Annotated in this window: 11 protein-coding genes and 1 tRNA gene; 5 read left to right on the forward strand and 7 right to left on the reverse strand. The window is 61.6% G+C overall.

Annotation, left to right across the window (positions count from 1 at the left end; all coding sequences use genetic code 11):
• Positions 1–6: 6 nt before the first annotated feature.
• The 3 genes from FOY53_RS00065 (at position 7) to FOY53_RS00075 (ending at position 3614) form a co-directional block, all read left to right on the forward strand.
• Positions 7–1215: an ABC transporter substrate-binding protein gene (locus FOY53_RS00065; protein WP_146584414.1), complete on the forward strand. Its 1209-nt coding sequence runs from the start codon at positions 7–9 to the stop codon at positions 1213–1215.
• A 109-nt stretch (positions 1216–1324) separates the two neighbouring features.
• Positions 1325–2962: an ABC transporter permease gene (locus FOY53_RS00070; protein WP_246107250.1), complete on the forward strand. Its 1638-nt coding sequence runs from the start codon at positions 1325–1327 to the stop codon at positions 2960–2962.
• The gene (locus FOY53_RS00075) at positions 2955–3614 is read left to right on the forward strand and encodes an ATP-binding cassette domain-containing protein (protein ID WP_146584417.1); all 660 of its coding nucleotides are present in this window, start codon (positions 2955–2957) and stop codon (positions 3612–3614) included. Before FOY53_RS00070 ends, FOY53_RS00075 begins: the two co-directional genes overlap by 8 nt.
• A 36-nt stretch (positions 3615–3650) precedes the next feature.
• On the opposite strand, the gene FOY53_RS00080 is transcribed toward FOY53_RS00075, so the two are convergent.
• From FOY53_RS00080 to FOY53_RS00095, 4 genes are all read right to left on the reverse strand, one after another.
• The gene (locus FOY53_RS00080) at positions 3651–5012 is read right to left on the reverse strand and encodes a polysaccharide biosynthesis/export family protein (RefSeq protein WP_186766463.1); all 1362 of its coding nucleotides are present in this window, start codon (positions 5010–5012) and stop codon (positions 3651–3653) included.
• Positions 5013–5142: 130 nt separating this feature from the next.
• Positions 5143–5400, reverse strand: a complete 258-nt coding sequence (locus tag FOY53_RS00085) for a hypothetical protein (RefSeq protein ID WP_146584419.1) — start codon at positions 5398–5400, stop codon at positions 5143–5145.
• Positions 5401–5516: 116 nt separating this feature from the next.
• The gene (locus FOY53_RS00090; RefSeq protein WP_222435203.1) at positions 5517–6170 is read right to left on the reverse strand and encodes a YjbF family lipoprotein; all 654 of its coding nucleotides are present in this window, start codon (positions 6168–6170) and stop codon (positions 5517–5519) included.
• A complete protein-coding gene (locus FOY53_RS00095; protein ID WP_246107230.1) occupies positions 6167–8308 on the reverse strand; it encodes a YjbH domain-containing protein in 2142 nt (713 codons plus the stop codon). The genes FOY53_RS00090 and FOY53_RS00095 overlap by 4 nt, the downstream gene beginning before the upstream one ends.
• A gap of 140 nt (positions 8309–8448) precedes the next feature.
• On the opposite strand from FOY53_RS00095, the gene FOY53_RS00100 reads away from it, so the two are divergent.
• Entirely contained in the window at positions 8449–9189 is a 741-nt protein-coding gene (locus FOY53_RS00100; protein ID WP_146584423.1) for a metallophosphoesterase family protein, read from the forward strand.
• Between the two features lie 60 nt (positions 9190–9249).
• Here FOY53_RS00100 and FOY53_RS00105 read toward each other — a convergent pair whose 3' ends face one another.
• The 3 genes from FOY53_RS00105 to hisS all read right to left on the reverse strand — a co-directional run bounded on the left by FOY53_RS00105 (position 9250) and on the right by hisS (position 12202).
• A complete protein-coding gene (locus FOY53_RS00105; protein WP_146584426.1) occupies positions 9250–9948 on the reverse strand; it encodes a sugar transferase in 699 nt (232 codons plus the stop codon).
• A gap of 683 nt (positions 9949–10631) precedes the next feature.
• Positions 10632–10706, reverse strand: a tRNA-His gene (locus FOY53_RS00110).
• Between the two features lie 173 nt (positions 10707–10879).
• Positions 10880–12202, reverse strand: coding sequence for a histidine--tRNA ligase (gene hisS, locus FOY53_RS00115; RefSeq protein ID WP_146584428.1), 1323 nt, complete (start codon positions 12200–12202; stop codon positions 10880–10882).
• Positions 12203–12553: 351 nt separating this feature from the next.
• On the opposite strand from hisS, the gene FOY53_RS00120 reads away from it, so the two are divergent.
• Positions 12554–13579, forward strand: a complete 1026-nt coding sequence (locus tag FOY53_RS00120; protein WP_146584430.1) for a fatty acid desaturase — start codon at positions 12554–12556, stop codon at positions 13577–13579.
• The last annotated feature ends 148 nt before the right edge of the window (positions 13580–13727 follow it).

A 13727-nucleotide genomic window follows, 5' to 3' on the forward strand; every position in this document is an offset into this window, starting at 1 on the left:
GACGACATGACACGCCTTGCTACTGCCCTACCCCTGCTGGCCGCCCTGCTGGCGCCAATGCCCGTGCTTGCCGCCGACCCCGATCCGGCAGATTGGGATACCGTGCTGCAACATGCCCGGGGGCAGACCGTCTACTGGCACGCCTGGGGCGGATCGACCGCCACCAATGATTTCATAGCCTGGATTGGCGATCAGGTGGCGGAACAGGGTGTCACGCTGGAACATGTCAAGCTGGCGGACACCGCCGATGCGGTGACCCGGGTGCTGAACGAAAGGCAGGCGGGTCAGAACGATGACAGCGCAGTGGACATGATCTGGATCAACGGACCGAACTTTGCCGCGATGAAGGAAGCGGACCTGCTGTTTGGCCCCTTTGCGGAAAACCTGCCGAACTGGCAGTTCGTCGACGTTGCTGGCAAAACGGTTCAGTCGGATTTCACCGTGCCGACAGAGGGATACGAATCGCCCTGGGCGATGGCGCAGGTCGTTTACATGTATGACAGCGCCGACATGGACCCGCAGCCCTCCGCCGAGGCGATCCTGAAATGGGCACAGGCAAATCCCGGTCGTTTCACCTATCCGCAGCCGCCGGATTTCCTGGGTGCCACCTTTCTCAAGCAGACGTTGATCGAACTGACGGACAACAGCGACACCCTGTCCAAAGCCGCGGACGATGCCGACTATGCTGCGGTGACGGCACCGCTATGGGAATATCTTGACGCGCTGACGCCGGTGCTGTGGCGCTCGGGATCGGCCTATCCCGCCACAGGCCCGGCGCAGCTGCAACTGCTGGCGGACAACGAGATCGACCTCGCAATTTCCTTCAGCCCGGGAGAGGCATCGACGGCGATAGCCAACAATCAGCTGCCGGACACCGTGCGCACCTTCGTTCTGGAGAATGGCACCCTGGGCAACGCGTCCTATGTGGCGATTCCCTACAATTCGGGGTCCAAGGCCGGGGCAATGGTGGTCGCCAACACGCTGCTGTCGCCTGCCGCGCAGGCGCGGGCACAGGATCCGGCCGTGCTTGGCTATGGCACCGTACTGGACATGGAAGCGCTGTCCGAACCGGATCGCGCGGCATTCGAAGCACTGGATCTGGGCATTGCCACGCTCAGCCCCGCGGAACTGGGTGTCGCACTGCCCGAACCGCACCCCAGCTGGATGACCCGCATCACCGAAGACTGGACCCGTCGCTACGGCTCCGGCAAATGACCTGATGCGTGCGCTGGCCCGGCATATCTCTGCCCTCGGGGCATTGCGGGCCGGCTTTCAGTGGTCACCCTCCGGTCTGGGTCTGGTGCCCGCGCTGACCCTGCTGGCCATGCTGGGGCCGGTCTGCGCCGGATTGCTCTGCACGTTCCTGCCTGCCTTTGGCATTCTGCCCGCCGCTGGGTTGTCGACGCCGAGCCTTGATCCGATCGCGGCGCTGCTCGACTGGCCCGGCCTCGGGGCGGCGCTGCGTCTGTCGCTGACAACCGGTCTGCTTGCCACCGCGCTGTCACTGGCCATCGTGACGCTGACGCTGGCAGGTTGGCACGGCTCCGGGCCTTTCCGGATGCTGGAACGGTTGCTGTCGCCGTTGTTGTCCGTGCCACATGCGGCGACTGCGTTTGGATTTGCCTTCCTGATTGCGCCCTCCGGATGGCTGTCGCGACTGGCATCGCCGCTGACGGGGTGGGACAGGCCGCCGGATCTGTTGATCGTGCAGGATCCCTGGGGTTTGACCCTGACGGCAGGCCTGGTGGTGAAAGAGGTGCCGTTTCTATTGCTCATGGCGCTGGCGGCGCTTGGGCAGGTTGACACACGCCGCCGGATTCGTGTGGCGCAGGCGCTGGGCTACAACCGGATCGCGGCCTGGTTGAAGACGGTGTTTCCGGCGGTCTATTCGCAGATCAGGCTGCCGGTATACGTCGTGCTGGCCTATTCGATGTCGGTGGTCGACGTCGCGATGATCCTGGGCCCCTCGACCCCGCCGACCCTGTCCGTTCAGATCGTGCGCTGGATGAGCGATCCTGATCTCGCGCAGCGCCTGACCGCCGCGGCCGCAGCGTTGTTGCAGGGGGCGCTGGTGCTTGGCGCGCTGGGCCTGTGGCGGTGCGGAGAATCTGTGGTCGCGCGTTTGGGCTGCATTTGGATTTCAAAGGGAAACAGAGGCGCATCAGACCCGGTGTTGCGACCGGTCGGGCTTGCCCTGGGGCTTTTGACGGCCTTTGTCGTGCTGGCCGGAATCGCGGTTCTGGCGGTCTGGTCCCTGGCCGGCTTCTGGGCGTTTCCCGATGCCCTGCCGCAAAGCTTTGACCTGCGCAGCTGGTCCCGCCATCTGCCCGGCATCGTGTCGGCGACCGGCACCACGGTCCTGATCGCGGTACTGGCCACGTTGCTGGCGCTGGCCCTGGTCCTCGGGTGTCTGGAGGCAGAGTATCGCAGCGGCCACAGCCTGACCCGGCGTGGTCTGTGGCTGATCTACCTGCCGCTGCTTGTGCCGCAGACCGCGTTTCTGCCGGGGTTGCAGACACTGCTCTTGAGCCTGGGCGCTGACCGCACCCTTTGGGCGGTGGTGCTGGCGCATCTGGTGTTTGTCCTGCCGTATGTCTTTTTGTCGCTGGGGGATCCGTGGCGCGCCTGGGACCGGCGCAACGGGACCGTCGCCGCCGCGCTGGGGGCGTCGGAATGGGGCGTCTTGTGGCGGGTGCGCCTGCCGATGCTTCTGCGGCCCATCCTGACAACAGCCGCGGTGGCGGTGGCGGTGTCCGTCGGGCAGTATCTGCCAACCCTTCTGGTGGGCGGCGGGCGCGTTCCCACGCTGACAACCGAGGCGGTGGCCCTCGCTTCGGGCGGCGACCGCAGGGCCATCGGGGTCTATGGTGTCGCCCAGACGCTGGCGGTTCTGGGGCCATTCATCCTGGCGCTGGCGGTTCCGGCTGTGGTCTGGCGCAATCGACGAGGTCTGCATGTCTGAGGCTCTAATCCTGCACAATGTCCGCATCACCAGGGGCGGGGTTCCGCTGGTGTCGATCGACCAATCCATCGCACCGGGTGAAGTGCTGACAGTGATGGGGCCGTCCGGTGTCGGAAAATCCACCCTTCTGTCCTATGTCGCGGGCACGCTGGCGGCGGATTTCGAAGCCACCGGGATGGTCTGTCTGGGCACGACCGACATCACGACGCTGCCGGCGGCACAGCGGCAAATCGGCATCCTGTTTCAGGATGACCTGCTGTTTCCGCACCTGTCGGTCGGAGCAAACCTGGCCTTTGGCCTGCGTCCCGGCGGGTCCCGTGCCTGGCGGAACAAGAGGATCGAGACGGCTTTGTCCGACATCGGCTTGACCGGCTATGCGGATCGGGATCCCGAAACCCTGTCCGGTGGACAGAAGGCGCGGGTGGCGCTGATGCGGATGCTGCTGTCGGAACCGCGTGCGCTGTTGCTGGACGAGGCGTTTTCCGGCCTGGACGCCGCGTTGCGCCGGCAGATGCGCAGCCTTGTCTTTGATCGCGCCCGCGAAATGGATCTTCCGGTGCTGATGGTCACGCATGACGCGGACGATGCCGACGCCGCAGCAGGCACCGTCATCCAGCTGGCCACAGAGTCCATGCCTGCGCCCGCCGACTGAGCAAAGCCGGGCGGCGGGCGCGAATCCGGTGCCGGTTCAGTTGGTTGCAGCGGCCACGGTGGTGTTGATGATCGTCGGAGTGATCTGGTTGATCACGCGGTTCCAGCGGGTGATCGGCTGTTCCGCGACAAAGATCACGTCGTTTGGCCGCAGTTCGAACCGGGTGGCCAACAGCAGGTTGGCAGCATTGCTGCCATCCAGCTGCCAGGCTGTGAGCGCCGAAAACTCCCGGGGATCCGGCGAACCGCGCAGCACATAAATCTTGCTGACGTTGCCAGTGGTGGTCGGGACCCCTCCCTGGCTGTAAAGCGCATCGGCAAGGCTGGCCGTGTTGCCGAACGGCAGGGCGAAACGGCTTTGCTTGCTGACTTCGCCGGCAAGATAGACATAGTCGCGCCCGACCGAATCCAGCTCGAGCCGGGTCATGTAGTTGTCGCGCGCCTCGCTCAGCGCCCCGCGGCGGATCGACACTTCGGCGTTCAACTCGTTGAGCGCGGCAATGCGCGCCTGCTGGCGAAACTGTGCGATCTGGATCTGCTCGGCGAAATAGGCCTGCGCCAGGTCCAGCTCGTAGGCCGTGTCGACAAACACGCTGTCACCGTCGATAAGCGGAATGCGTTGCAGACCGCGTTTCGAGTACAGTTCGTTGAGAGGGATCTGATACAGGCTGCCGTCCCGATAAATGCGGACCGAAGCATAGTCCTGGTCCGTCACGGTGATGCCACCTGCGGCGGCGAGGGCTTCGTCCAGATAAAGCGGTGTCAGCGAAATCGGCGCCACCGTCGGGTTGGACACCGCCCCGCCGATCGACACCTTCTTGGAGTTGAATTCGGCAATCTCCAGGCTGAAAGTCGGATCAATCTGGTTTTCGACGAGACGCTGGAACAGCTCGGCCTCGGCGGATTCGAGCGTCATCCCCGAAACCACCACGCGCCCGACGTTCGGAATCGAGATCGAACCGTCATCCTGAACGGTATAGCCCTGACGGGAATTAGACGCTGCCAGCAGACCGGTCAGCTGCTCCACTGTTGATCCGGCCTGCGGGGTGGCCAGCAGAATGACATCGCCAATCCCGATCTGATAGGGTTGCGGCGTTGTCGGAGGCGGCAGACGTGTGTCCATCGACTGTGGCTTGACCCGCTGGTCGAGCACCGAATTCGGCACTGCCCCCGCGCCGCGCGGACCGCTGCCGGTTCCCGCAGTCTGGAAAAACACCGCGGGCAGGGTTTTGGGGCTGTAGTCGGATCGGTTGGCGACAAGGACCGATTCCGGAGTGACTGGCAATACCCGCACTTTCGCATCGGTGCTGGCAAAAGAATTCACCGAAGGTGAATTGTACGCCACGCCACAGGCCGAGAGACCGAAAAAAATCAGGGTGACCAAAATCGTTCTGATCATGTTGGCTATAATCCTTCGATCCTGTCGTCGCGGGCATTCTGGCAAGATTGCGGGATCAGGGCGATCCTTGCACAAAGAAAAAGCGAACCCTGTCCCGGATTCGCTTTCTGCATAATTTATGGAGTCCGGGTTATTGGCTTGGCGTCTGCGGTGCAGAAGAACCGCCGCCACCACCACCGACGTTTGACGCAACCGCGCCGACCGTCAGGATGACACCACCTATCACGGCTGCCGATCCAGCAGCACCGAGTCCGCCGATCAGAAAAGGCGCCCCCTGAGTTGATACCGTGCCATTCGCCTTATTCAGCGGCTTGATTTGTTCCGCCTGCGCAATTGTACCCAACATCAGTACGGCGCAGGTGGCGAGGCTCAGAAATTTCTTTTGCATGTCGCATCTCCTGACAGGACTATATTCGATCTGGTTAACCAGTTTGAGCATTCCCTACAATTGCCAAGTCCGGGAATTGATTGTTTTTCGGGTTTTTTTTCCACAGTGGCGAATTATTAATCGCGCAGATGCTCGATCAGCGCGTATCCAATGTCAGGACCAACCCATTGGATGGATTTCAGCGGCGCGCCCGTGCTTGTCATCCAATATCGATTCTCGAACCTGATGTCGGGTCCGACACAGTCTTCCGAAACGTACTTCGCCATAAAGCTTCCGGTAAGGGTAACGACCGGCACCCGGTCCTGTCGACGGTAGTTGCAGACAAACGCCATCGCATCCAAGGAATTGTCACCCGTCAAATAGCGGTGGATGCGCACGGCACTTTCGACTTCCCCGCCAAGCGCCAACCCGGCTTCACTCAGGTCTGTACTCATCAAATCGCCACCCAGCCCGCGGCTTTCGGTAAGAACGCCACTGACAAGGGTCAGCGTTACGCCGTCCCGCGTCGCCCATATCCGTCGGCGGTCATGGTCTTGAACCAAAACCGCACCGGCCTGTGCGCCGCGGTCTGGAAGTTCGACGAACAGTGCAGGCTGGTCCAGGTCGGCGACAAACTGCGGTGTGATCGTCTGGCGCAGATCGGTGACCTGCTGCCGCGACAAAATTGCGCCAAGCGCCTGACGAACCAAGGGCGGCGGCTGACCAGTGCCGTTGCTGCTGCAGGCAGAGAGCAAGACGGCGCAGGCAAGGATAACCAGAGATTTCTTCATCGCCAGAAGCGCCCCCATTGCGATTGCAGTTCCGGCTGGTGATAGGCCCGCACCCCGTCGTACAGTCGGCCCTGCACATCCAGCCGGGCCCCGCCATCGCGCTGCACCGGGCGAATGGCGCGTGCGATCTTGCGTTTGCTCACTTGCCCCGAAAGAACCGAGAGCGGCACTTCGAACTGGATACCCTTGTCGAACGACCCCTCGCCAAAGTCGTCGAAGGACACAGTGGTCAGCGACGCAAAGGCGCCGATACGGATGCCGTTGCCGAATTCGCGGCTGACCGACAGCGTCGCACCCCAGTCACCGGCCAGATAGCGCCCGGCGTCCAGCTGATAGGTGAACCCGTCGTCGGCATCAAAATATGTCGAAAGATGCCCGGTCAGCACATCGTAGTCCTGAAAGCCGAAGTCCTGCCGGAAATTCCGCTGGCGGACATAGTTTGCCTCGACCCCAAAGGCGAGTCGGCTGGTCACGGGTTTCCAGAGCAGTTCGCCCGACAGTCCGCCGTACATCGATTCCAGATAGCCAAGGGTCAAACGGCCGTAGAGATCACTGCCGGGGCGGAAATATCTGGCGGCGGTGAGGCTGGTGAGCGCGGTTTGCCCTTCGCGGGCGTAGATGCCGACATCCGACCGCACGTGGCGGATGATGGAATTCGACGGGTCGACGTCACCCTGAGTGCCGGTCAGCCGGTGTCGGATCTGCCCCTGGAACACCAGCCCGGGTTGCGGTTCGTACCGGGCGTTGGCCTGCACGCCGAGATCCAGGCGAATGGGTTGCTTTGGGTCAAAGTATGTGGCGGACAGATAGGGACCGACGCCCCAGGTGAATCCCGGGAATACATCCTGGGAAACGGCTGCCCCGTCAGCGGGATAGGCGTCGTCGATACCGGCTCTGGCAAGGGCTTGCCAGGAACCGTCCGGGGCATGCGCCAGCTCTTCGACATCGCTGCGTTTGAAGGTGATGCGCGCTGCGGCGGTGCCGTCATCGGTGATCGGCGTCAGGACAAAGGTATCGACCGATGCCGGCATCAGACTGGTGAGGATACGGGTCGCCCGCCCGAGGGCCTGAGCCGAATTGGTGTAGCGCAGGTTGCGGAAACGCACCTGCACGCTGCGGGCATCGACAGCGAAGGCGTCCAGCCGCAGTCCCGACTCCCAAAAGGTCTGCGCGACATTGCTGCGCAGGATTTCCTTGCCGTCGGCCTGTCGGGTCCAGCCAAGATCGTCCGCCGCGCCGGGTGCGCGCACCGCGACAATCGGCGGCGCGGTTTCCAGCCCGCCGCGCACCGCAGAGGTCGATTTCGGGTTGATGGAATAGCTCAGGCGCACCGCGACCGTTGAGCCGTAAAGATAAGCTGCGCTGAGATCGAGACCATTCTCAAATCGGTAACTCGCGCCAATGTTCACGGGTGCGGTCCGCTTGAAAAGTCCGCGCGCGGTCTCGGACTTATAGGCGTCCGAGGAATATTCCGCCGTCAGTACAAGATTCTCGCCCAGTTGGTACTGCAGGCCGCCGAACAGTGCGGCATCGCCACGAAACCACTGGCCGACGTCCAGCCTGCCGGTCTGCGAAATGCCGCCGGTCTGTTCCGGCCGGGTCTTGAACCGGTCCGCCAGAATCCCCAGCGGATTGTCAAAGCTGTTATGACTGCCAAATCGACCCCAACCGATCCCGCCGGTGGCCCGCAGCCGCCCTATGGTCTTGGTCGCGACAATGTATTCACCCGCGTAAATTCCGGTGCCGCCGAAATCCTGCATCCCCAGCGACACGGCCGGCAGGGTGTCGGACTCCGGGTTGAGCAGATAGCGCAGGTCAAAGCTGCGGTCATAATAAGCGCCGGACCCGCCGTAATCGCGAATGTAGGCGTATCGGAACACACCCGACAGGCGCGGCGTGATCTGGAAATGTGCCGTATTGCGGACGGTGCCGTCAAAGATACCTGCGGTAAAGGACAGATCCGCATCCGGCATCGCGTGGCCGGTCGGCATGTCGATCAGACCGGGAACCCCGAGGAAATTCAGTGGCGGGCGCGGGGTTGGCCGTTCCCGGGCCGCAACCGATGTCGCCAAAACCAGAGCCAGTGCCGTTGAAATCATCGTGTACCGGGCAAACCGAGCCTGAGGGACAATCGTCATGGAAACCCTTTTGCGGTTCTGAATTCTACCTGTTGCGCAGCGTGCACCGCGGCGCATGCGCAGGATTTCATTGCTGATCCTCGCGTCGTTTTGACCAATGATGTCTTGGACGTCCGGATGAAACCGAATAACTCAGGCGCATGCGAATTTTTCATTGGAAACGTGCCCCCAGACCCAAATTTGACGCAGTTCTGGCGCCGGATGCGCCGTTCTTCGTGGTGGGCGACGTTCATGGCCGGGCCGATTTGCTGACAGGTCTGTTGCCGCGCCTCGAGGACAGCACCCGTGCGACTCATCTGGTCTTTGTCGGCGACTATGTTGACCGGGGCGACCAGAGTCGCGAGGTTCTGGAACTGTTGCAGGATCTGCACTCGCGAACTCCGGACAGAGTTGTCTGTTTGATGGGAAACCACGAGCGGATGCTGCTGGACTTTCTGGAAGAGCCCGAGGTGCATGGCCCGCGATGGCTGCGCCACGGCGGGCTGCAGACGCTGGCCAGTTACCGGATCAGCCCGGTCTCGGGTCCGGCTTCGTCCGAAAAATGGGCCGATGTGCGGGACAATTTCCGCGCGGCTCTGGGGCCGACAGAATCCTGGCTGCGGGCGCTGCCGCTTGTCTGGCAGAGCGGCAACGTCGCGGTTGTGCATGCGGCAGCAGATCCGGCGCTGCCGATCGGTGATCAGTACGAGCGGACGTTGCTCTGGGGCCACGAAGATTTTGAAACTGTCCCGAGACGCGATTCCGTCTGGGTGGTGCATGGGCACACGATCACTGACGTTCCGCAATCGGCTCAGGGGCGCATTGCAGTCGATACCGGTGCCTACGCCACCGGGCGGCTCACCGCCGCACATATAGAGAGTGGCGCTGTGACGTTCTTCTGACCGCCGGATGGACGCTGGATGGGTCACAGGCTCGTCTCGCTCACGTCTATTCCGATGACCCTACCGGCCGGTCCGGTTGATCACCGATTTTGCGGTCGCCAGAATGATCCTGGTGTCAGTGACAAAAGTCATCGAGCCGACATATTCGACATCCATGTGGACACGTTCGTCATAGGTCACATCGTTGCGGCCCGACACCTGCCACAGTCCGGTGATCCCGGGCGCCATGGACATGTAGATCCGCCTGTACGGGCCGTAACGCTTGAGTTCTTCGCGGACAATCGGACGTGGCCCGACAAAGCTCATGTCGCCCCTCAGAACGTTCCAGATCTGCGGCAGCTCATCAAGGCTGCTCTTGCGCAGGAAGTTTCCAAAGGGGGTGATACGGGGGTCGTTTGTCAGTTTGTGGTCACGACTCCATTCCCGGGCCGCTTCCGGGTTTTCGGCGAGATAAGCGCGCAATTTCCGTTCGGCGTCGAACACCATTGAGCGGACTTTCCAGCAGGGAAAGACCCTGCCATTGCGGCCAATCCTGCGGTGCGCAAAGAAGCCGGGTCCACCATCGCGGCGCACAATCAACCAAAGGCCGAATAGCACCGGGGCAATGACCGGCAAAAGCAGCAGAGCCAGAACAATATCAAATGTGCGCTTCCCATAGCGGGCATAAATGCCTTCGGGTTGGACTTCCCGTCCGGACTCCACTGACTTGGACGGGGCGTAAAGAGTGCCGATCCAATTACCAGTATGTAAATGTTTCATGACGAAAACTCCAGGTCAAGCGCGGCATCTTCAATAAGTTAGTGCATTTCGGTTGGGTACAATGCTTTGAACGGTTGCTAAAGAACCTTCAAAAAAATCCGCATTTAACATTTAACGTTTTACAAGGCACGATATCGCTCTTCCCTAGACTTTGTGTGTCAGCTTGGGAAGTATGAGCGCGGAAAAAAAATGTTGTGAAGCGTACAATTTTTCGGAAATGCGGTGGCGCCCGGCGCACAAGCTCCTTCGCCGTTAAGGATGGGTGGAGGCGCGGGAGAAATTAACCTTTTGATAACCTTGATTAAGTTGAGTGTTACGCATGCCGTGGGGGCATCCGGCGACAGGGTCTTACGCAGCTTTCCCCGGAAATGGTCCACCGTGTCGGTGGATATTTTTTTATGCGGTTGCTGTCGGAAGCAAGCACAGGCTTATTTTTCCGGCGGTAAAAGAACACCCGACAAGTCCGGCATCATGCGTCCGTGCGGTTCGGGCGGTTGCGCGGGTCCATGCTGGTCCGCTGGCCGGTGTTGAATCGGCTGCCGTCCAAGTCGGGACCGAAGGAGGCATGGTGTCGGACAGTGCAGGCAGGCGCAGCGAGAATTGATCCTGGCGCCCCGACCTGGCGCTTGTCGCCGACACGTCCAGGGACACAGGCACAGCGAATTTTCTGAACGGGGGGTAATTGGGGCGACTGACGGGTTTCGAACCCGCGACCACTCGGACCACAACCGAGAGCTCTACCACTGAGCTACAGTCGCCACAGTGCGCCGGATTTATCGAATGCGGCGATGGTTGTCCATAGGGTTATGGCAGAAAATCGAAGTTAAATCCCCAACCGTGATGAGGTGAATTACACGCCTTATCAGTCTGTTAGACCAAGCGCCCCGGCCGACTTGGCCGTGGGCGCGGATTTAACGGCCTACAAGCCGACCTAATGTGCCCGCGCAGCGGCGAACGATTCCACGGTTACGTCCTGTTGTGTGCCCGTGGTCATGTCCTTGAGCATGTGCTGCCCGTCGCGGACGATCCAGACATAGGGGATGCCCTTGTCATTGGCGTATTTCAGTTGTTTGTCCAGTCGGCTGACATCCGGCAGGATCTCGACATTGGCGCCGGTCGCGCGGATCTGCGCCGCAAGGCTCTCGGCTTCGGCCGCCGCAAGCGACTCGTCGCCGGCCACCAGCACCTCGGTCGGGCTGCGACGCCCGGATTCCAGAAGCCCTTCGCTCAGCAACTTGGTAAAGATCCGGGTCAGCCCGATCGAGATGCCGACGCCGGGAAGCTTGCGCTTCATGAACTGGCCCACAAGGTTTTCATACCGCCCGCCGGCGCAGATCGACGGATAGCCGGGGAAATCGATAAAGCGCGCCTCGTAGACCACACCGGTATAATAGTCGAATCCGCGCGAGATCGCGAGATCCCCGTCGATTATGAAATCCGCGGGGCGGCTCTTCTCGACGCGGGCAAGCAATGTGCACAGCGCGTCGCGCCCGGCATCGGCGTCAGGATTGGAGAGGCCCAGCGCGTCCATGCCATCGGCAATGGCATCGGGGCCGCCCTTGATCTGGCAGAAGCGGATGCAGGTGTCGATGCCGCCCGCGTCCAGCCCCAGTTCGCTGGTCAGGCGTTCGGACAGTTGCTCGGTGCTCAGCTTCTCGACCTTGTCGAGGATGCGGGCCAGAAGCGTGCCGTCTGGCAGGCCAAGATGGGTTGCAAGACCATCCATGATCCTGCGGTTGGAGACCTGAAATTTCACCGGCCCGACCTTGAGCCTCGTCAGGGCAACGACAGCCATTTCGAGCATCTCGGCGTCATAAGCGAGCGAAACCGTGTCCGCGTCAATCACGTCGATGTCGCACTGGGTGAATTCGCGGTAGCGGCCCTCTTGCGGGCGTTCGCCACGCCAGCAACGCTGCATCTGGTAGCGTTTGAACGGGAACGTCAGGTTGCCATGCTGCTTGGCCACATACCGCGCGGTCGGCACGGTCAGATCGTAGTGCAGGGCAAGCTTGGCCGTGCCTTCGCCCACGGCGGCAAGACGGGTGAGGGCATAGATTTCCTTGTCCACATCCTCGCCCTTCGAGGCCAGTGTCTGCACCGTCTCGACCGAGGGCGTTTCAATGTTGGCGTAGCCATAGCTCTCGAAAACCTGCGCCAGGGTGGCGAGCCACTGCCGTTCCACATCCCGCAGCTCGGGGGTGAATTCCGGAAAGCCGCTGATTGCGAAGCTGAGCTTTGTCTTGGCGCCTGCCATTGTGTCGTGCCCCTTGATTCATTGCCCGAAGGAGGTCTGTGACGGACCCAGTGCCCCGGTTTTTTGACAGGGCGGGTGTACGGCGAAAGGGTGTCCGCCACAACTGGAAATACTGTGCCTGCAGGGGCCGGACCGGTGGCGCAGAACCGTCAGGACCGGGGCCCGGAGGCGGAAGACCGGCAGAACCCGCAGGCAGCGCGTTAGCAAGATTTTAGCGGAGACGAGGTTACAACTGTAACAAAGAGCCTTTCTGCCCGACATAATCCGCTCCTTTTTGCCAGGACGCGTGTTTTTGCTTGCTATGCAACAGAGTTCGCGTATCCGAATGCAGGAAACAATACGAAGCAGGCCATGACACATCACACCATTGACGGATCGACCCGTGCCCCCGCCGATTGGGTGCGCATCCTCGCTCGGTATCGCGAACCAAACACCTTGCGCAGCAGCTTTGAACTGGCGGTCAGCCTGATCCCGTTCGTGGCGCTCTGGGTGCTGGCCTGTTGGGTGGCGCAGTATTCCTATGTCGGGGCATTGCTGATTTCGGCGGTGAACGGATGTTTTCTGCTGCGCCTGTTCTGCATCCAGCATGACTGCGGGCACGGCTCGTTCTACGGCAACCGGAACCTGAGCGACTGGATCGGGCGCGCACTGGGGGTGGTCACGCTGACACCTTACGACGTGTGGCGCCGGACGCATTCCATTCATCACAGCCATGCCGGCGATCTGGATCACCGCGGGATCGGCGACGTGATGACCCTCACCATCGAAGAGTATCACCAGCGCACCGCTTTCGGCCGCTTGCTGTACCGCGCCTACCGACATCCGCTGGTGATGTTCGGGCTTGGTCCGACATACCTGTTCTTCCTGCAGAACCGGTTGCCACTGGGATTGATGACCCAGGGCAAGAAATACTGGATCAGTGCGATGGGCACAAATCTCGGCATCCTCGGCGTGGTGTCCCTGATCGTCTATTTCGGCGGCCTGCAGGCCCTGTTCCTGGTGTTTCTGCCGACCACGCTGATCGCGGCGTCGATCGGTGTCTGGCTGTTCTATGTCCAGCACCAGTTCGAGACGACCCACTGGGAACAAAATCCGGACTGGCAGCTGCACGAGGCAGCACTACACGGCAGTTCGCATTATGACCTGCCGCCGATCCTGCGCTGGTTCACGGCCAACATCGGCATTCACCATGTCCACCACCTCTACAGCCGCATCCCGTTCTACCGCCTGTCCGAAGTTCTGCGCGATCACAAGGAACTGGTGGAATGCAGCCGGATGACGCTGCTTCAAAGCTTCAAGTGCGCCAGTCTGGATCTGTGGGACGAAAAGAGCCGCCGCCTGGTCTCGTTTGCTGCGGCACGCAAGATGGCTCTCTGAGACTAACTCGGGCCAGATCCGCACAGGTTCTGGCCTGTGCGGCTCCGCGTCAGGAATTTGCACGAGAAAGCAGGCTGCCCACCCCAGTCATCGGCGTAGCGTCACCCTGAGATGCGCGCGCATTCCGGCGCGACCGCTGCGGCGGCCT

This window comes from Puniceibacterium confluentis (assembly GCF_007923445.1).
Taxonomy (GTDB): Bacteria; Pseudomonadota; Alphaproteobacteria; order Rhodobacterales; family Rhodobacteraceae; genus Puniceibacterium; species Puniceibacterium confluentis.

Bases quoted from the DNA above. Each gene is read 5' to 3' on its own strand.
- FOY53_RS00070 (WP_246107250.1), top strand. From the start codon at position 1,325: ATGCTGGGGCCGGTCTGCGCCGGATTGCTCTGCACGTTCCTGCCTGCC.
- hisS (WP_146584428.1), bottom strand. From the start codon at position 12,202: ATGGCAGGCGCCAAGACAAAGCTCAGCTTCGCAATCAGCGGCTTTCCG.
- FOY53_RS00065 (WP_146584414.1), top strand. From the start codon at position 7: ATGACACGCCTTGCTACTGCCCTACCCCTGCTGGCCGCCCTGCTGGCG.
- FOY53_RS00120 (WP_146584430.1), top strand. From the start codon at position 12,554: ATGACACATCACACCATTGACGGATCGACCCGTGCCCCCGCCGATTGG.
- FOY53_RS00105 (WP_146584426.1), bottom strand. From the start codon at position 9,948: ATGAAACATTTACATACTGGTAATTGGATCGGCACTCTTTACGCCCCG.
- FOY53_RS00100 (WP_146584423.1), top strand. From the start codon at position 8,449: ATGCGAATTTTTCATTGGAAACGTGCCCCCAGACCCAAATTTGACGCA.
- FOY53_RS00075 (WP_146584417.1), top strand. From the start codon at position 2,955: ATGTCTGAGGCTCTAATCCTGCACAATGTCCGCATCACCAGGGGCGGG.
- FOY53_RS00095 (WP_246107230.1), bottom strand. From the start codon at position 8,308: ATGACGATTGTCCCTCAGGCTCGGTTTGCCCGGTACACGATGATTTCA.
- FOY53_RS00085 (WP_146584419.1), bottom strand. From the start codon at position 5,400: ATGCAAAAGAAATTTCTGAGCCTCGCCACCTGCGCCGTACTGATGTTG.
- FOY53_RS00080 (WP_186766463.1), bottom strand. From the start codon at position 5,012: ATGATCAGAACGATTTTGGTCACCCTGATTTTTTTCGGTCTCTCGGCC.
- FOY53_RS00090 (WP_222435203.1), bottom strand. From the start codon at position 6,170: ATGAAGAAATCTCTGGTTATCCTTGCCTGCGCCGTCTTGCTCTCTGCC.